Origin of the sequence: Lewinella sp. JB7 (genome assembly GCF_024297185.1) — a bacterium.
Taxonomy (GTDB): Bacteria; Bacteroidota; Bacteroidia; order Chitinophagales; family Saprospiraceae; genus Neolewinella.
This window is the reverse complement of sequence record NZ_JANCTD010000005.1, coordinates 121,888-138,942: the sequence shown is the minus strand read 5'-3', so window position 1 is coordinate 138,942 and position 17,055 is coordinate 121,888. Positions and strand designations below refer to the sequence as shown.

15 protein-coding genes are annotated in these 17,055 nt (G+C 59.8%); 13 read left to right on the top strand and 2 right to left on the bottom strand.

The annotated features are described in order from the left end of the window. Positions 1 to 164: 164 nt before the first annotated feature. The 11 genes from NMA52_RS10725 (at position 165) to NMA52_RS10675 (ending at position 11,987) form a co-directional block, all read left to right on the top strand. A complete protein-coding gene (locus tag NMA52_RS10725) occupies positions 165 to 3,095 on the top strand; it encodes a PKD domain-containing protein (RefSeq protein WP_254827662.1) in 2,931 nt (976 codons plus the stop codon). Between the two features lie 104 nt (positions 3,096 to 3,199). Beyond that, positions 3,200 to 3,775, top strand: a complete 576-nt coding sequence (locus NMA52_RS10720; RefSeq protein ID WP_254827661.1) for an SIS domain-containing protein — start codon at positions 3,200 to 3,202, stop codon at positions 3,773 to 3,775. Between the two features lie 2 nt (positions 3,776 to 3,777). After that, entirely contained in the window at positions 3,778 to 4,398 is a 621-nt protein-coding gene (locus NMA52_RS10715; protein WP_254827660.1) for a Maf family protein, read from the top strand. Positions 4,399 to 4,477: 79 nt separating this feature from the next. Next, the gene (locus NMA52_RS10710; protein ID WP_254827659.1) at positions 4,478 to 6,631 is read left to right on the top strand and encodes a SurA N-terminal domain-containing protein; all 2,154 of its coding nucleotides are present in this window, start codon (positions 4,478 to 4,480) and stop codon (positions 6,629 to 6,631) included. 38 nt (positions 6,632 to 6,669) lie between these two features. Continuing rightward, the gene (locus NMA52_RS10705) at positions 6,670 to 6,846 is read left to right on the top strand and encodes a hypothetical protein (RefSeq protein WP_254827658.1); all 177 of its coding nucleotides are present in this window, start codon (positions 6,670 to 6,672) and stop codon (positions 6,844 to 6,846) included. Then, positions 6,843 to 7,391 (top strand): LPS export ABC transporter periplasmic protein LptC, encoded by a 549-nt coding sequence (gene lptC / locus NMA52_RS10700; protein ID WP_254827657.1) that lies wholly within the window; start codon positions 6,843 to 6,845, stop codon positions 7,389 to 7,391. Before NMA52_RS10705 ends, lptC begins: the two co-directional genes overlap by 4 nt. A 106-nt stretch (positions 7,392 to 7,497) precedes the next feature. After that, positions 7,498 to 8,262, top strand: coding sequence for a LytTR family DNA-binding domain-containing protein (locus tag NMA52_RS10695; protein WP_254827656.1), 765 nt, complete (start codon positions 7,498 to 7,500; stop codon positions 8,260 to 8,262). A gap of 111 nt (positions 8,263 to 8,373) precedes the next feature. Further along, a complete protein-coding gene (locus NMA52_RS10690) occupies positions 8,374 to 8,523 on the top strand; it encodes a hypothetical protein (RefSeq protein ID WP_254827655.1) in 150 nt (49 codons plus the stop codon). A gap of 31 nt (positions 8,524 to 8,554) precedes the next feature. Beyond that, complete coding sequence (locus NMA52_RS10685) at positions 8,555 to 10,525, top strand: histidine kinase (RefSeq protein WP_254827654.1); 1,971 nt, start codon at positions 8,555 to 8,557, stop codon at positions 10,523 to 10,525. Between the two features lie 44 nt (positions 10,526 to 10,569). Further along, positions 10,570 to 11,397, top strand: coding sequence for an ion transporter (locus tag NMA52_RS10680; RefSeq protein WP_254827653.1), 828 nt, complete (start codon positions 10,570 to 10,572; stop codon positions 11,395 to 11,397). Between the two features lie 62 nt (positions 11,398 to 11,459). Then, a complete protein-coding gene (locus tag NMA52_RS10675; RefSeq protein WP_254827652.1) occupies positions 11,460 to 11,987 on the top strand; it encodes a biopolymer transporter ExbD in 528 nt (175 codons plus the stop codon). Here the strand turns inward: NMA52_RS10675 and NMA52_RS10670 are convergent. Both NMA52_RS10670 and NMA52_RS10665 read right to left on the bottom strand, forming a co-directional pair. Continuing rightward, positions 11,984 to 12,652 (bottom strand): GDSL-type esterase/lipase family protein, encoded by a 669-nt coding sequence (locus tag NMA52_RS10670; RefSeq protein ID WP_254827651.1) that lies wholly within the window; start codon positions 12,650 to 12,652, stop codon positions 11,984 to 11,986. The two genes, NMA52_RS10675 and NMA52_RS10670, sit on opposite strands and share 4 nt — an antisense overlap. A gap of 16 nt (positions 12,653 to 12,668) precedes the next feature. Next, positions 12,669 to 14,150, bottom strand: coding sequence for a lipopolysaccharide biosynthesis protein (locus NMA52_RS10665; RefSeq protein WP_254827650.1), 1,482 nt, complete (start codon positions 14,148 to 14,150; stop codon positions 12,669 to 12,671). A 98-nt stretch (positions 14,151 to 14,248) separates the two neighbouring features. Between NMA52_RS10665 and NMA52_RS10660 the strand changes: the two genes are divergently transcribed. Together NMA52_RS10660 and NMA52_RS10655 are read left to right on the top strand one after the other, a co-directional pair. After that, a complete protein-coding gene (locus NMA52_RS10660) occupies positions 14,249 to 16,198 on the top strand; it encodes a peptidylprolyl isomerase (RefSeq protein ID WP_254827649.1) in 1,950 nt (649 codons plus the stop codon). Beyond that, positions 16,195 to 17,052: a hypothetical protein gene (locus tag NMA52_RS10655; RefSeq protein ID WP_254827648.1), complete on the top strand. Its 858-nt coding sequence runs from the start codon at positions 16,195 to 16,197 to the stop codon at positions 17,050 to 17,052. The genes NMA52_RS10660 and NMA52_RS10655 overlap by 4 nt, the downstream gene beginning before the upstream one ends. The last annotated feature ends 3 nt before the right edge of the window (positions 17,053 to 17,055 follow it).

The following is a 17,055-nucleotide window of genomic DNA, read 5'->3' as shown; positions in this document are numbered from 1 at the left end:
CAAACCAACCAACGGACGGTGATCTGAACCATGTAGCACGAATGTTTTCGTGACGCTTTTTTACTACTGGAAAAACCAACAAAGGAATTTAGAGGATGATATTTAGCAATACGCTCACAGACGTACGGGTCAGACCTATACGCTCGACCGGAATTTTATTCCTTTTGCTCGCGCTCGCCGGTTTTCCGGGCCTGGAATTGCACGCCACGCCACGGTTTTCCACGACCTCCGAAGCATTCGCACCCACGGCCAGAGCCATTCAGGCCTACACGACCCAGGCTAACGCCACGGAAGTTTACGTCGTCAATGGCGCCTTCGAAGGCACTGGGCTCACCTACACCGCCACCCTCAGCAATGGATCGAGCCTTCCCGGCTGGATCGATTTTGACGGCAGTACCGCGACGTTCACTCTCGCGGCACCCTCTTCGGCAGTAGGACGGACCTACCAGATAAAGGTGACGGCCCGCGATAACCAAAACTCCGCCAGCAGTTCAAGCTTTTATCTGGCCGTCGACGACAGCGGATTCAGCTGTACCGTGGACGCTAATACCGACCGGCTGGCTAAGCTCCTCGGTTGTGGCAACGGAACCGTGCGTTTGCGCGGTTACACCTCGACCGACACTTATCAGTGGAGCGGACCCGGGGGATTCACTTCCACCGAAGCCGAGCCCCTGGTATCCCGGGCCGGCCTGTACGAGCTTACTACGGATGACGGCGGTTGCACGCGTCGCAGCATCGTAGAGGTACTACCCGCTATTCCCGGTTGTAGCGTCAGCAGCAGAAACAACGTCATCCCCGTCGGTCGGATATCCGCCGATCGCACGAGCGGCAGCGCTCCCCTCACCGTCAGTCTTGACGGAAAGTCGTCCTCCGACACCGACGGTAGCATTATCGATTACACCTGGAACTGGGACGGCGGAGCAGCCTCCGGCGCCCGCCCCGTCGTGGATTTCCCCCAGGGCACCCACCAGGTTACCCTGACCGTCACGGACGATACCGGAGCGAAATCTACCGATTACGTGAAGATCAGCGTGAACGCCTTCGCGGCGTCCAAGTCTTACTGGTTGGAAGCGGAGTGCGCGGAATACGGCAAGCAGTGGTCGCTCGAGCGCAACGGTAACGCGTCGGGAGGTGCGTACCTCGCCCCCAAGAAATCTTCTACATCCGGTGCCCCGGCCGACGCGGCCGAGAACCGCGTCCGTTTCGTCCTGAGTAATGTCGAAGCCGGTGCCTACCACGTATTCGCTCGCGTGGATGCGCCCAATAACACCAGCGATTCCTACTGGGTACGGGCAAACGGAGGATCCTGGTACCAGTGGAACAGCGGCATCCAGATCGACGCCGGCTATAAGTGGAACAAGATGCAACAGGTCCTGAACCTGCGTGATGGAAACAACACCATCGACTTCGCCTTCCGGGAAACCGATGCCCGCCTCGACAAGATTAAGATTACTACCTCCTCCTCCCAACCAAGCGGAACGGGTGACGCGGCTACGAACTGTACGACCAACGAAGCTCCCACCGCCCTGGCCAAAGCTACCCCCGACTTTGGAGTAGGCACCCAAACCGTAACGTTAGACGGTAGCGGTTCGAGCGACGCCGACGGCAGCATTACGTCGTACGCCTGGAAGTGGAACGGCGGTACGGCCAGCGGCAGTCGCCCCCAGGTGACGCTCGTTCCCGGAAACTACAGCGTTTCCCTTACGGTGACCGATAACGACGGAGCCACCGATACCGACGTGATCGCCGTGCAGCTCAGCGCCGAAACCACGACGCCAAACGGCAACGAATTCTGGCTCGAAGCGGAGTGCGCGCAGGTGGGTAAGAAATGGAGTGTACAATCGTCTACGTCCGCAACCAACGGCAGCTACGTCGTAGTGCGCAGCGGAAATGCCTATACTTCCGCCCCTTCCGACGTGGCCGACAACCGCGTCCGCTTCGAAGTGAACGCAAGTGCCGCGGGTAGTTACAAATTGTTCGCCCGTATCGATGCCCCCTCTAACCTGGACGATTCCTACTGGGTTCGTGTCAACGGCGGCTCCTGGTACCGTTGGAGCAGCGGCATGACTCAGGGTAAGGGCTTCCAGTGGAACAAAATGCCCCAGAGCCTGCAACTCCGCTCCGGCAACAACACCATCGACTTCGCGTACCGGGAAGACGGCACCCGTCTGGACAAGCTGTTCATCACCTCCGGCAGCCGGACACCCAGTGGCAACGGCGATGCCGCCACCAACTGTGGTACGAGCAATACGCCTACCGAATCTACCACCGCCTCCGACTTCTGGATGGAAGCGGAGTGTGGCGCGCTCGGTGGTAAGTGGAATACCTTCGGCGATTCGGATGCCTCCGCAGGTACCTACGCCTCCTTCACCGGCGCGGATCACTATTCCGAACCCGATCCTAACGTTCGCGAGGAACTGATCCACTACAACGTAGAGATCAAGGAGGAAGGAACCTACTACCTCTTCCTCCGCATGGATGCCGCGAACGACAGCCAAAATTCCTTCTGGGTCCGCATGGACACCCACGGCAAGTGGCTGAAGTTTTGGAAGGAAAGTAACGGCTCCAGCCTGCGGACCAATGGTCTGGAGTGGCGCCGGGTGAATGACGACACCCAGCAGGTGTCCTTTAAGCTCAACCCCGGCACTCATACCATCACGGTGGCCAACCGCGAAGCGGGTACCGTACTCGATAAGCTGCTGCTGTCTCAGTCTTCTAATCTGCCCTCCGGTAAGGGAAGCAGTGCCACCAACTGCAGCGCGAATTCTTCTTCGACCATCATGTTCTCGACCATGAGCACCACGCCGGCTTCGGCTCCCGTGGAGGAAACGACCGCCGTGGAGGAAACTACGCTGAGCCTCTACCCCAACCCCGCCGTCAACGACCTCACCGTCGAGTTGACCAGCGGCTACGAGGGCCGGGTGGATCTCATCGTCATCGATGCCGCCGGTCGCCAGATCCGCGCCTTCAACCTCGACAAAGCGGGAGATCAACTACGCACGAACATCAACGTGAGCGATCTGCCCAGCGGCATGTACCGACTGCGCGTGCTCGAGGGCAATCAACAGACGATCCAACCCTTCGTCCGTATGTAATCGGTCATCAATAATTCCGATCCGAACGGGCCGGCATCCTCTGGGTGTCGGCCCGTTTTTAGTTGCGGGGCGGTGTCGACGGGCCACCGTAGCTTTGCGCGATTATGCCCCACCAAAGAATCCGGGCGGCTATCGCCGTCAAGCAACGCATCCTGGAAGACACCGCACTGCTCGAACGCTTACAGCGAGCGACCGATGCCTGCGTACATACCTTCCGGTCCGGAGGAAAGGTGTTGTTCTGCGGAAACGGTGGTTCCGCCGCCGACGCTCAGCACCTGGCCGCCGAGCTCAGCGGCCGCTTTTATCTCGACCGTCCCCCGCTTTTCGCGGAGGCCATGCACGTCAATACCAGTTTTCTGACGGCGGTGGCCAACGATTACGGGTACGACCACGCCTTTTCCCGGCTCACGACCGCTATGGGCCGTTCCGGTGACGTCCTCTTTCTGCTGAGTACCAGTGGCAACAGTCGCAACATCCTCGCCGCGGCCGTGGCGGGTAAGAAAGCCGGTTGTACGCTGATCGCCCTCACCGGTGCCGCCGGGGGGGAGTTGGGGCCGCTCGTCGACATTCTCCTTAACATACCGAGTGAGGATACTCCCCGCATCCAGGAAGGCCACATGCTCCTGGGCCACATCCTGTGCGAAGACGTGGAACGCCAATTGTTCGGCAACAACAACTAAACATGCTACTGCCCCCCGATCTCTCCCTCATTCTGGCCAGTAAATCGCCCCGTCGCAGTTACCTACTCGAGCAGGCCGGCATTCCATTCACGATCCGTACGGTGGAAGTGGACGAAGTATACCCCCCCGAAACTCCGGTACTGGAAGTTGCCCCTTATCTAGCCCGCCTCAAAGCCCGGGCGGCCGCTCACCTGCTGACGGGCGATCGGGAAGTGCTCCTGACTGCCGACAGCGTCGTCATCCTGGACGAGGAGATTTTCGGAAAGCCCCGCGACCGGGATCACGCCCTGTCCACCATCGCCCGTCTTTCGGGTCGCCGACATACGGTCGTGACCGGTTGCTGCCTCAAGTCAAACCGGCACGAGGACGTTTTTGCATCCACGGCCTATGTGTACATGAACGACATTAGTCCGGCGGAAGCGGAGGCGTACGTGGATCGCTACCGGCCCTACGATAAGGCGGGAGCCTACGCCATTCAGGAATGGATCGGGCTGGCCAAGATTCGACGGATCGAAGGAACCTACCCGACGATCATGGGACTGCCGGTGGATCTCGTGTACGAGCGCCTGCTCTCCTTCACTACAGCGTCAGCTTCCTTCCCCGGCCGCACTTCCGTAGGATAGGGGGTATCGGCATCGCTGAAAATTGTAGTATCTTCGCGGCCCTTCCGCAAGCGGACGGAACAAACTTAGAAGTTACTGTATGGCACTGATTGGTAAGATTAGAAGCAACCCGATTCTCGTGCTCCTCTTCATCGGAGGGGGCATTCTGTTATTTGTCCTTTCGGACATCATGAACAGCGGCAACAGCGGCCCCATCGGCCCGGCTGAAGCCGTTATGGCCCGGGTCGGGGAAGTAGAGATCGAGCGCAACGACTTCGAGCGTACGCTGGGCGTAGCCGGCACGAGCGCCGATGCTTACCAGAGCCGGGACAACCTCTGGAACTTTTACCTCAGTGAGGGGCTCATCCGCAACGAAACCGACCGTCTCGGACTCACCGTTACCAAGCCCGAACTGGACGAACTTACCTACGGGCCCCGTTACAGTCCGGTCATTCGTCAGACGTACGGCGATCGCCAGACCGGCCAGGTCGACGCTCAACTCCTCAACCGCGTGCGGGCACGAATCGACGAGAATTCCATCGAGGAAGGCATCGCGGCCCGCGAACTCCCCCCCAATTTTGTCGATATCTGGAAGTACCAGAACCGCCAGGTAAGTACCCAACGCCTGCAGGAAAAGCTCAGCGCGCTCGTCTCTAAAGCCATGTACGCTCCCAGCTGGATGGCCCAGGAATACGCCGACCAGCAATCCGGAAACCGCCGCGTGGCCGTCGTGCGCATCCCCTTCGACGAACTGGACAACGATGAGGTCGAAGTGACCGACGCCGACCTCCAGGCTTACGTAGAAGAGTACCGCAGCAACTTCGACAACCTGGAGGAAACGCGGCAACTTTCCTATGTCTCCTTCGCCGTCGACGCGACCCGGGAAGATTCTACGGCAATCCGCACCCTCATGCAGGACATTGCCGACGAGTGGAAGCAAACCGCGACCCGCGACGACAGCCTGTTTGCCCTCGCCGCTAACGGATCGTATACCGGCACCTACGCCACCGAGGATCAACTGGCGCCTTCCATCGCCGCGGCATTGATGAACGATGTAGCCGTCGGAGACGTGTACGGACCATTCGTCGAAGGCCAGCTCATGGCCGTAGCTAAGGTGATCGACCGCCGCGAAATGGCGGACAGCGTAACCCTGCGCAGAATCGTCAGGAACGCCACTATCCCCGCTCAATTCACCGAAGCTAACCGTCTGATCGACAGCCTGCAGAACGTGGTGGAGACCGCCCCCGACAAGTTTGCCGATCTGGCCACCGAATTCAATCGCGATCCCCGCACCATCGCCACGAACGGTGTGCTGGAGAACGTGCAACCCGGCCAACTGGCACAATCCGTGGACCGCGTCGCCTTCATCAGCGGGGAGACGGGGCGTTGGTACAAAGTAACCACCCCGACCGGAGTCCAACTACTACAGATCGTACGGCGTAGCCGGGGTACCACCCCCCGGGTGAAGGTGGCGTACGCTACCGAGCCGATGATCCCCAGCAACGAAACCGAATTGGCCGCCCGGGCCAGAGCCGAAGAGTTCCTGACTGGTCTGAAGAGTCTGGATGAGATGCGCGCCGCCGCCGAAGCGCAGGGTATGCGCCTGGAAACCACGAGTCCGCTCGACATCGGTACCTACTTCATTCCCAACCTGGGAAGCGGTCAGGACGTACGGGACATGATCTGCTGGGCGTTCGGTGCCGATAAGGGAGACGTCAGTGGATTCGTGTACACCTTTACCGACGAAAATTACTTCTACGAAAACAAGTACGTGGTGGTCGGATTGGCGAACATTCTACCGAAGGGTATGGCTCCCGTGGCCGCCGTCCGTGAAACCATCGAGGGTACGGTCCGCGATCGCCTGAAGGGCCGCAAGCTGGCCGAGGCCATGGCCGGTCTGGATCTCAGCGCGGTTGCGACCCGGTACGATGCCGTCATCGATACCCTGAACGCCGTTAACTTCACGCTCAGCAGTCTGCCCCAGGGCATCGGTGCCGAACCTAAGGTGATTGCCGCCGCCAGCACGCTGGCCACTAACCAGGTCAGTCAACCCATCGTCGGCAACGGCGGAGTTTTTCTGATAAAGCCCCTCTCCGATGCTCCCGCCGGCAACAGCGGAAATCTGCCCGGAGCACGTATGGCGATCAACGCCACCAGCCGTAGCCGCGTATCCCAGCAGTTGCTCAACGGAATGCGCGCCGACGTAGACGTAGAGGATCAGCGGATCAGCACCGAATGCAACAACCGCCGTTAATCAACCCCCGCCCACCGTTAGCGGAAAAATGAATTAAGATGTCTGAAATCAAGCAAGCTGGCATTAAGGGTTATGTACTTATGGGCAGCTTTATCGCCTTTCTCCTGTTCGTGATCCTGGTCGTCTACCTGTACAAAGCCAACCAGGCCTTCGTACCCGAAACGCCGGAGCTGTACGGATATCTTCACGCAATACCCGCCACCCTGAACGCATGATGCGTTTCCGGGTAGCGGTAGCTTTCCTATTCCTATTCGTCCTGGGTTGCGTGAACGACCCGGCCGATGTGGCGCGCCTCGAAGAAGTCCTGGACGACCAGGTCGAAGTGGCCCGCGGTGTACGGATCCTGTACAGCGATTCCGCCCGTATCCGCCTGATCCTGGAGGCGCCCACGATGTATAACTACCTTTCGCCCGCCGATCCCCGCCAGGAATTCCCCGACGGCGTTATTGCTTTCTTTTTAGACGAGTATCAGGACACCACCAGCACCCTGGTTGCACACGAGGGCGTCTACCGTCGCCGCAACAACCTCATCACCGTGCGGGACAGCGTGGTCTGGGAGTCGGCCGACCAGCAACGACTGGAGACCGAGGAGCTGAACTGGGACGAGCAACGCGAAATGATCTACACCAACAAATTCGTGGTCCTCACCCAACCGGATTACATCATTACCGGCTACGGCCTGGAGAGTGACGCCGGCTTTTCCAGTGCCCGGGTCCTTCAGGTAGACGGTCGCATTCCGGTTACCAAACCCGCACAGTAGGCGTTCGTCAGCAGCGTTTTAGAGGTTAAATTCAATTTGGGCAGACCAAACGCTCTCCGAATCGCATTTCGTAGTTTTGGACAATCTTAAACTACAACCGAATTATATGCTGCTGAACGCCGTGATCATTGAGGACGAACGCAAGGGCCTGATCAACCTGAAGCAGATGCTCAACCTCCACTGCGGGGACGTGGAAGTGATCGGGGAGGCGGACGGCGTGGAATCGGGCTGCCGGCTCTTCGAACGGGATGACATCAATCCCGACCTCGCCTTTCTGGACATCAACCTGGGCGATGGGAAGGTCTTTCAGCTCCTGGAACGGCTGCGTCCCATTAACTTCGACATCATATTCGTTACGGCCTACGATCAGTTCGCCATGAAGGCGTGTAACTACTCGAGCATCGGTTACATCCTGAAACCCATCGATCCGGACTGCCTCATCGAGGCCGTCAGCCGCGTAAAACCCCGGCAGCTGGCCCGTACGGACGAGCGGCTGGAGATCATGCGTCAGTACCAGAACCACCCCAATGCCTTCGACAAATTGAGCATCGGTGGGGTCGACGGCATCCACTTCGTTAAGATTCGGGATATCATCCGCTTCGAGGCCGAGGATAATTATACCCACATCTATCTGTCCGGCGCTCAGCGCATCACCGCCTCCAAGACCATTAAACTCTACGAGGATATGCTGGCCCCCTTCAATTTCTACCGAGTTCATAAAAGACACGTCATCAATATGAACTACATGAAGAAGTTCGTTAAGGGGGAAGGTGGGTACCTGGTGATGGACGACGACATGCGCATCGAAGTCAGTCGCCGGCGCCGTCCCGCCTTTATGACGCAGCTGCGGATGCTGCAGGATGTTTTATAAACGAATAGGATATATTCACTATTTTTGGTCGGTAGCTTACTGAGGGCCAGCCCCTATATTTGGGCGGCATCTTTTAGGAAATACTGAATACCAAATAATCACCACCGTCTCATGGCGCAAAATGGCAAGAAAACGATCGAAGAACTCAAACGAGATCAGAAGATCAATGTACTGGATCGGGACACCATGGATCAGGTAACCGGCGGCAAACGTCGCGGCTACTGGTTCCGGCGGGTCTGTGGCGGCATCATGCCCCAGTAAGACCGTCCGTTCCACGACTCCGGATCCAGCTATGTTCGACCGCGACGCGCCACCGTCGGGACCGGATGCGCTTGGGGCCACCCCCGACGGTGTGCCCGCAGGGCCCGATCGGATCGACCTGATTGATTCCCTGCTCCGTCAGTACGTCTACACCCGCCCCCGCCGGGCGAGGGAGCTTCTGACCGAACAACTACGACTACTCGGGGAATTCGCCGCCGAACTTCCGCCCCTGGAAAATTCTACCGGCCGCGACTATCGCTTCAATTACTACCTCGCCCTGGCGAATCTCGAAAGCCAGGAATACCGCTACGAGCAGGCCGATGCACCCTACCGTTCGGCGCTGGCCATCGCCGAGGAGCGGGGAGATATCGCCGATCGCCTCGAGATATACCTCGCCTATACCGGTCACCTCAGCAATCAGGGAGAAACGGAAGCGGCCGGCAACTACCTCGACCGCTGCTACCGCCTGCTGGAATCCTACCCCAGCGATCGGCTACGGGCCCAGGCCGCCTGCCGCCACGGTTATCTTTACTTGCTGTACTTCAGCTACCCGAAAGCCACCATCAAGTTCCTGGAGGCGGAGAACCTACTCACCGGTGGTACCTTCGAACTGACCCCCAAGGATCACTATTTCTACTCCCTCACGCAGTCGGGCATCGGTTCGGTCTACCAGAACAGCGGCGAAACGGAGCTTGCCGTCGCGGCCTTCGAAAAGGCCATCCAACGCTGCGAGCGGATCGGACTACGCGCCCGTCTACCCTGGCACCAACTCAACCTCGGAAAGGAATTGGTCTCCGCGGGGGAGTATGCGGAAGCCCTCGCCTACTTCCAGTCCATCGTAGACAGTCAGGCCAACGGTTCGACCAGCGCGCTGGCGGCGGCCTACGCCAACCTGGGGGGCTGTTACCATCACCTGGGCCAGGCGGATCAGGCCTCCCGCTACCTCGACCGGGCCGAAGAACTGTACCGCGCCGAGCGGCTTCCCGAACGCGTCGAATTGGCCAGCATCGGCTTCATGCGCGCTACCCTGCTCATGAACAACGACGAGTGGATTCCGGCCATCGAGCAGCTCCACCGAACGCTGCCCGTCGCGGGGGTGGACGACACGACCAGCGATCCCCGTCTTCTAAGTATGGTAGCTGACGCCTACCTCTACCTCTCAATCGCTTACGCGAACACGAAGGATTTCGAAGCGGCTTACCGTCACCATTGCACTTACGATCAGTACAATCTGCGCTTCCACAAGCAGATCGACATTATGCGGCAGCAGCAGTTCGCCGCCCAGTTCCGGGCCGAGGAGCGGGAGCAGGAGAATAAGCAGTTAAAACTGCGCGCCAGCCAGCTGAAACTGCGTGCCCTGCGCGCGCAGATGAACCCCCACTTCCTCTACAACGCCCTTAACAGCATCCAGTCGTTCATCTCGACCAACAATGCCGCGACCGCCAGTAAGTACCTGGCTAAGTTTGCCATGCTGATGCGCCAGAGCCTGGAGTACACCAATCGCGAGTACATCAGCCTGGAAGAAGAACGAAAATTTCTCACCGACTACCTGGAGATCAACCGTCACCTACGGTTCGAGGGGCAACTGACGTACGAGGTCTACCTGAGCGGAGAACTGGAAGAGGACATCATCGGTATCCCGACCATGATCCTGCAGCCCTACGTCGAGAACGCCATCGAACACGGACTGCGGGGGCAACCCAGCGGTCACATCGACGTCCGCTTTATGCCCGACGGCGACGATCACCTTTTGGCTACCGTGACCGACGACGGCATCGGACGGGTAAAGGTACGGGAGGCCCAGGCCCGCGACGAAACCCGGATCCACCACCAGTCGCGCGGAACCGAGATCACCGAATCGCGCCTACAGTTGCTCTCGGATGAGCAGACCAACTGGGTAGAGATTATCGACCTGTACCACCCGGACGGGGAGGCGGCGGGGACGCAGGTGCGGGTGCGCATACCGTTTAGCGACGTTCTTCCCCGGCGAAGCGCGGGATGAGGCGACCTAATTGCTTACCTTGACCCACCATCCTTCCCTCCTTTATGCCCAACCGCAGGTTACGCGACCGCATTCACGAGATCATATTCGAAGCCGACACCCGCACGGGGAGGTATTTCGATATCGTGCTGATGATTTTCATTGGTATATCGATCGTAGCGGTCATGCTGGAGAGTTCCGAAGACTGGAATCAGCGGTACGGTAAGCTTTTCTTCTACACGGAGTGGTTTCTGACCATCGTGTTTACCATCGAATACGGCCTGCGGCTCTGGGTCACGGTGCGCCCCATGAAGTACGCCCTGAGTTTCTACGGGATCGTCGACATTATGGCCATTCTACCGTCCTACCTGAGCTTACTGATCCCCAACAGCCAGTATTTTTTGATTATCCGCATTCTGCGACTCATGCGCATTTTCCGGGTTTTCAAACTCGGCCACTACCTGAGTGAAGGCGATCAACTACGACGTTCGCTCAAGGATAGTCGGAATAAAATTGCCGTATTCCTATTCGCCGTCACTTTACTGGTCATCATCATCGGCGCCATCATGTACCTCATCGAGGGGGGCTCCAACGACGGCTTTTCCTCCATTCCCCGGGCGGTGTACTGGGCAATCGTAACCATCACCACCGTCGGCTACGGTGACATTACCCCCCAGACTCAGGTCGGGCAATTCCTCTCCGCCGTCGTGATGATCATCGGCTACGCGATCATCGCCGTACCGACCGGCATCGTCACCAGCGAAATGATGAAGGAAAAGCGTACCCGCTACCGGACCAATACCCAGGTCTGCCGCTTCTGTGCCAAGGAGGGCCACGACGACGACGCCGTATACTGCAAGTACTGCGGGGGAAGGCTGAACGCGGAGGAATAAACGCGGAATCGGCCGCCACCGCCGGTCATTCCCGCATCTCCCGGGAAAGCAAATCTTTCACTATGCATGACCGCACGCCGCGCCGGGAGTCCCCCGCCGTGAATGCCGGCTCCATGGCCGACATCGCCTTTTTGTTGCTCATCTTCTTCCTGGTCACTACCACGATCGCTAACGAGAGCGGCGTACTCGTGAAATTGCCGCCCTGGGATCCGGCCCGGCCGCCGCAGGCTACACCCCACGTCCTCTCGGTCGTGGTCAACGCACGAGACGAGCTCCTTATCGGACAAGACCGGGCACGGGTCAGCGAATTGTCCGATCGTCTCCGAGCGTTCGTACATACGCCCGGCCGCAATCCGCGGCAGGCCGTCGTGAGCCTGGTGCACGACCGCAGCACCTCCTATACCCGCTATATCACGGTGTACGATGCGCTATTAGCGGCGTACCGTGACCTGTGGGACGAAGAATCTCACCGACGCTACGCGAAGGCATACGAATTCCTTAGCGATGCGCAGAAACAACGGGTACGCCGGGAGATCCCCCTCGTACTCAGTGAAGCCGAACCCAATGACGTGGAGGGTAGCCGGCGTTAGTAGCAGGCACTGACGATACTCCGGGCAAGCATCCGGTATCCCTGCGCGGTGAAGTGAATACCGTCGTCGGAATGTACCAACACGGCATCGCCGGGCTTTTGCTGCAGGTCTGCGACGCAGTAGCCCTCCCCGACGGCAATCTCGCGCAGGAAATCACTCAGGGTGGCGGTACACGCCTTCACCCCCCGAAATTCGGTGCTCACGCGGTCGTCCGCCCCCGCCGGCGGGGGCGTTACGAGCACGATCCGGGGCACTTCCTGTCCGCGCTCCGCGAAGAAGGCCCGCGTGCGTTGAAGCAGTGTTTGCAGGTGCCGGCCGATCTCTTCCCGCCGGTCGGCAAACTTTTCCTTACAGTCGTTAGTGCCCAGTGCGATAATGATCTCATCGATGGCACCCATTTCGGCGTACCCCCGCCGCAGGTAGGGGGTCAGGTTTTCCAGGGTATTACGCTCCACCCCGTCGTCCGGGAAGCCGAAGGTGTTGCCGGAGACGGAGGTATTCACCAGCGGCCCCCCGCCCCGGATCTGTTGCAGCTGGGCCACCCAACCCTGGGCGGCGGCCCCGTTGCTGTCGCCGATGACGAGGAGGCTCCGTTTTTTAAAGGGTACCGCGCACCCGGCCAGCAGCAGGGTTAAAATAGCAAGGGGAAGTATTCTGGGAAACATGGCTTTTCAACTGGATTTACACCGCTCCTGCGGCCCCGCCCGTAAATGTACGACGGAGCCATTTCCGTTCCATCAGGCCGAGCGCGGCCACCAGCGCCAGGAGCAGCAGTACCCGCCACCACAGGGCCGTGGACTGTTCTCCCAGCAGGCAGGCGCCCACGGCCAGGACCGCGTAAACAAGCAGGCGGCCGAAGGGATAGTCCACCCGAAAGTAGCGTCGGGAAACCAGGTTGGCGAGGATGCACATGACCAGAAAACAGAGCAGCATGCCCACCGCCGGCGCGTAGATGCCGTAGCGTGCGGTAAAGAACAGGGGGCCGCCGACCGCGAAGACGGTGCCGATCGCGGCGATTACCCCCCCGAGAAAGGTCTGGTCGGTCAGCTTATAGGCAATGCTCAGGTTGCTGTAGATGCCGAAGAGGAAGTTGGCGGCCAGCAGTATGGGCAACACCACCAGTCCGGGCCGCACGTCGGGCCCGATGAAGTACTGCAACCACGGAAGCCCCAGAATGATGCCCGCGCTGCCCAGCGTTCCCACCAGGCCGTACGCCCGCATGGCATCCGCGTAGATACCCCGGTCGGCGGTCGCCAGATCAGCACCCGACTGCCGGAAGAAAAAGGGCTCGGCGGCGTACTGGTAAGCCGTGACGAAGAGATTCAGGAAGACGGCCATCCGCAGGGCCGCGGTGAAGTACCCGGCCAGGGCATCGTCGTAGTCGATCAGAATACTCGGCCCGGCGAGGGCGTTGGCGATGCCGGCCACGGAAACGACCGTGAGGGGAAGGCTGTAACGCAGCAGCCGGCGCAGGGTCGGGGCCCGAACGGTGGTGCTGAGATCGTCCAGCAGGTCTCCGCGGGCGGCCGAGCGGGGTTGTCGGAACCCGTCCAGCAACAAAACCAGGTAGCGCAGTCCGGCGGCCGCCGCAATCGAGATCAGGTAGTAACCGACCCGGAAAGACGGTTCGAAGTAGTCGGGTGCGTACGACGGCAGGTAGTACAGGAGGAAGTAGATCAGCAGGATATTCACGACCACGTTGCCCAGATTTACGGCAACGAAGAACCACGAGCGCTGCTGTAGTCGCAGCCGTGCCAGGGGCACCGCGCTCAGGGCGTCGAAGGCGATCGTGATCAGCACCAGTTGTACGTAGGTGGCGGCCCGGGGAGCCTCCAGCAACTCGGCAATGGGATCGGAAAAGGCGAGCAGCGGACCGATGACGGCGCACGTTAGGACGATGACCAGCCGCTGGGCACGCCGGAACACGTCGCGCGGATCGTACTCTCCCCGACTGGCGAAGCGAAACACGGCGGTGTCCATCCGGAAGACCAGCAGAGCGATCAGGAGGGCCGTCCAGAACATCAGGTTGCCAACCTCGCCAACCTCGCCCTCCGTCATTACCCGGGTGATGAAGGGGGTAACCAGGGCGAAATTGAGCAAGCGACCCAGAATGCTGCTGAGACCGTAGACCAGGGTTTCGCCCGAGAGCTTCTTCAGTGACACGCCGCAAGGTAGGGAGACCGCAATAAGCACCCGGTGAAAATGGTTACTTTTGCGGCCCCCACGGGCCTTTTTATTTGCGACGGCATTAACAGACACCAATGATCAAATACTTCTTCGGGCTCGCAGCTTCCTTACTATTCACCTACCCCCTGCTCGCGCAGCGGGACAGTGACGTACTCTTTTCCGTGAACGGAGATCCCGTCACGGTCGGGGAGTTTCGCTACATCTACAGCAAGACCAACGGGGAGGAGGCCACCTTTAGTCGGGAAAGCGTTATGGAGTATCTCGACCTCTACGAGCGCTTCAAACTAAAGGTGGCACGGGCGCGCGACATGGGCCTCGACACCATCACGGCCCTGCAAAACGAACTGGAAGGTTATCGCAAGCAGCTGGCCGACAACTACCTCATCGACCGGGAGGTGACCGACCGGCTTACGGAAGAACTGTACGGTCACCAGCAAGAGGACGTGGACTTCAGTCACCTACTCCTCAAGATCTCCTCTGACGATCCGGCGGACACGCTAGCCGTGTTCCGGCGGGCAACCGAAATTCGGGAGCGGCTCACCCCCGACAACTTTGCCGAGCTGGCCGCCTCCCTGAGCGAAGATACCTACAGCAAGCCCCGGGGGGGGCGGATCGGCTTCGTCAGCGCCCCGCTGCCCAACGGAATGTACCCCCTGGAGAAAGCGCTGTATGCCGCCCCCACCGACCGGGTACTCGGGCCCGTACGGACGGCGGCCGGCTACCACCTGTTCGTCAAGCACGCCACCCGCCCCGCCTACGGTGAGGTCGAAATTGCCCACATCATCGTGCGTAAAGGCGGGGACGCGGGAGCGGAGGAAGCCCGGGAAAAAGCCGAGGAGGCCCGGCAGGCCATCCTGAACGGGCAGCCCTTCGAGGCCGTCGCGGCGGAATACAGCGAGGATGACAAGACCAAGAATCAGGGCGGCTACATCGGTTTCTTCGGAATCAATCGGTACAGCAAGGTCTTCGAGGAAGCCGCCTTCGCGCTGACCGAGGACGGACAGGTAAGTGACGTAGTCGAGAGCCCCGTCGGCTTTCACATTCTGCGCCGGATCTCCCGCCGGGGCATACAACCCCTGGACCAGCAACGCCCTCTTTTGGAGGCGGCCGTGAAACGGGATGCCCGCTACACCGACGCGCAGCGCGCCATGCTGGAACGCCTGAAGCAAGAATACGGAACCGAAAGAATGGAAGAAGGGTTGGCAACATACGCGGCGGGGCAGGACTCCAGTTTCTTCGATGCCCAGAAGGAGCTCTCCTTCTCCGGCACCGCCGACCCCACCCTACTCCGGATCGCCGAGCGCGATTTTCGGGTAAGCGATTTCGAGGATTTTCTCAACCGCAACGCCCGCCTACGGGCCAGTCTCCAACGCCGCTTCGACGTATCCGGCGCCACTGCGGAACTCTACGACCGCTGGGTGAATGAAGCGGTTCAGGCACACGCCGAGCAGCAACTGGAGGAAAAGTTTCCGGAATTCCGGGCGCTCATGCGCGAATACCGGGAGGGTATCCTTCTTTTCGAAGCCACCAAGCTGGAAGTTTGGGACCGGGCGGGGGAGGACACCACCGGTCTACAGGCCTTTTTCGACGCACACCGCGACGATTACCGGTACGGCCCCCGCGCACGGGTGCTGAACGTAGCGGTGAGGGCCGACGACAGCCTCCAGATTGACGAGGTCGTGGCCCACCTGCGTGAGCATACCGCCGAAGAAACCATGCAGGCCTTCGGGCGTCAGGCGGTAAGCGTGGAAGAAAACCTTTACGAAGAAGACCGGCTGCCGGAAGGACTGCGCGCCGAAGCCGGTGCCCGCACCGAAGCCCGGATCGATCCCGCAACGGGACTTACCACGCTCCAACTCGTGCGGGAAATGCTGCCCGCCCGCCGTAAGGAACTTGCCGAAGCCCGGGGCTACGTCATTGCCGACTATCAGGATCAACTGGAGCGGGAATGGGTGGAAGAACTGCGGAAGCGGTACGAGGTGAAGGTGAATAAAAGCGTCCTGAATAAACTGATCCGTTCTTGAAGCCAAACCGCTGGATGGCAACGGTCATCCTCACGTATTTACTGATATCGTGTACGGAGGCACCCATCGTGGACACCTCCGATCCCGTCCTGGCGCGCGTGCACCAGCGAGAATTACGCCTGTCGGAGATGGACGGAATGTTCCCGGAGCGGGCCACGACGGCCGATAGCGCCATGATCATCGAAGCATTCGTCAACCGCTGGGCGCGGGATGCCGTACTGCTCTGGGAAAGCGAACAGAACGCTCCCGGCGACCTTAATCTGGATCGCCTCGTACGCGACTACCGGGCCAGCCTGGTGCGCAGCAGCTACGAGGAGCACCTGGTGAGCACCAAACTCGACAGCACCATCGCGCAGACCGAACTCGAGGCGTTTTACGAAGCAAATAAGGAGCAATACCAACTGGAGAAGCCCATCGTGCGTTGTTTCTTCATTCGGGTACCCTACCCCACCCCGGAAGAAGAGGCGCTGCAGGACCTCTGGAACAACGGCAATCCCCAGGATACGGCCGCGCTGGCCGAATACAGTCGCCGGTACGCCGAAGTCGCTCTTCTGCGTGATTCCACCTGGTACAGCCTGGAAGACGTGGCCGCCCAGCTCCCCGAGGGCACCCTCACGGCCGACAATGTGAACTCCAAACGGGAGTTCAGTCAGCTGGACGGGACCAATCGGTACTACTTTCGCCTCTTCGAACTGAAGCCGCGGATGGAAATCGCGCCCCTCAGCTACGTGATCGATCAGGCGCGTCGCGCGATTCTGCACGGTAGAAAGCGGGAAGTACTGGAACGGGCACGGGAAGAGATCTTCGAACGAGAGCTCGACCGCAATAACATTGAATTTTTTACCAACCGTTAACCG

Excerpts from the sequence above, each read along its gene's own strand:
- NMA52_RS10720 (WP_254827661.1), top strand. The coding sequence starts at position 3,200 with ATGCCCCACCAAAGAATCCGGGCGGCTATCGCCGTCAAGCAACGCATC.
- NMA52_RS10715 (WP_254827660.1), top strand. The coding sequence starts at position 3,778 with ATGCTACTGCCCCCCGATCTCTCCCTCATTCTGGCCAGTAAATCGCCC.
- NMA52_RS10710 (WP_254827659.1), top strand. The coding sequence starts at position 4,478 with ATGGCACTGATTGGTAAGATTAGAAGCAACCCGATTCTCGTGCTCCTC.
- NMA52_RS10705 (WP_254827658.1), top strand. The coding sequence starts at position 6,670 with ATGTCTGAAATCAAGCAAGCTGGCATTAAGGGTTATGTACTTATGGGC.
- lptC (WP_254827657.1), top strand. The coding sequence starts at position 6,843 with ATGATGCGTTTCCGGGTAGCGGTAGCTTTCCTATTCCTATTCGTCCTG.
- NMA52_RS10695 (WP_254827656.1), top strand. The coding sequence starts at position 7,498 with ATGCTGCTGAACGCCGTGATCATTGAGGACGAACGCAAGGGCCTGATC.
- NMA52_RS10690 (WP_254827655.1), top strand. The coding sequence starts at position 8,374 with ATGGCGCAAAATGGCAAGAAAACGATCGAAGAACTCAAACGAGATCAG.
- NMA52_RS10685 (WP_254827654.1), top strand. The coding sequence starts at position 8,555 with ATGTTCGACCGCGACGCGCCACCGTCGGGACCGGATGCGCTTGGGGCC.
- NMA52_RS10680 (WP_254827653.1), top strand. The coding sequence starts at position 10,570 with ATGCCCAACCGCAGGTTACGCGACCGCATTCACGAGATCATATTCGAA.
- NMA52_RS10675 (WP_254827652.1), top strand. The coding sequence starts at position 11,460 with ATGCATGACCGCACGCCGCGCCGGGAGTCCCCCGCCGTGAATGCCGGC.
- NMA52_RS10670 (WP_254827651.1), bottom strand. The coding sequence starts at position 12,652 with ATGTTTCCCAGAATACTTCCCCTTGCTATTTTAACCCTGCTGCTGGCC.
- NMA52_RS10660 (WP_254827649.1), top strand. The coding sequence starts at position 14,249 with ATGATCAAATACTTCTTCGGGCTCGCAGCTTCCTTACTATTCACCTAC.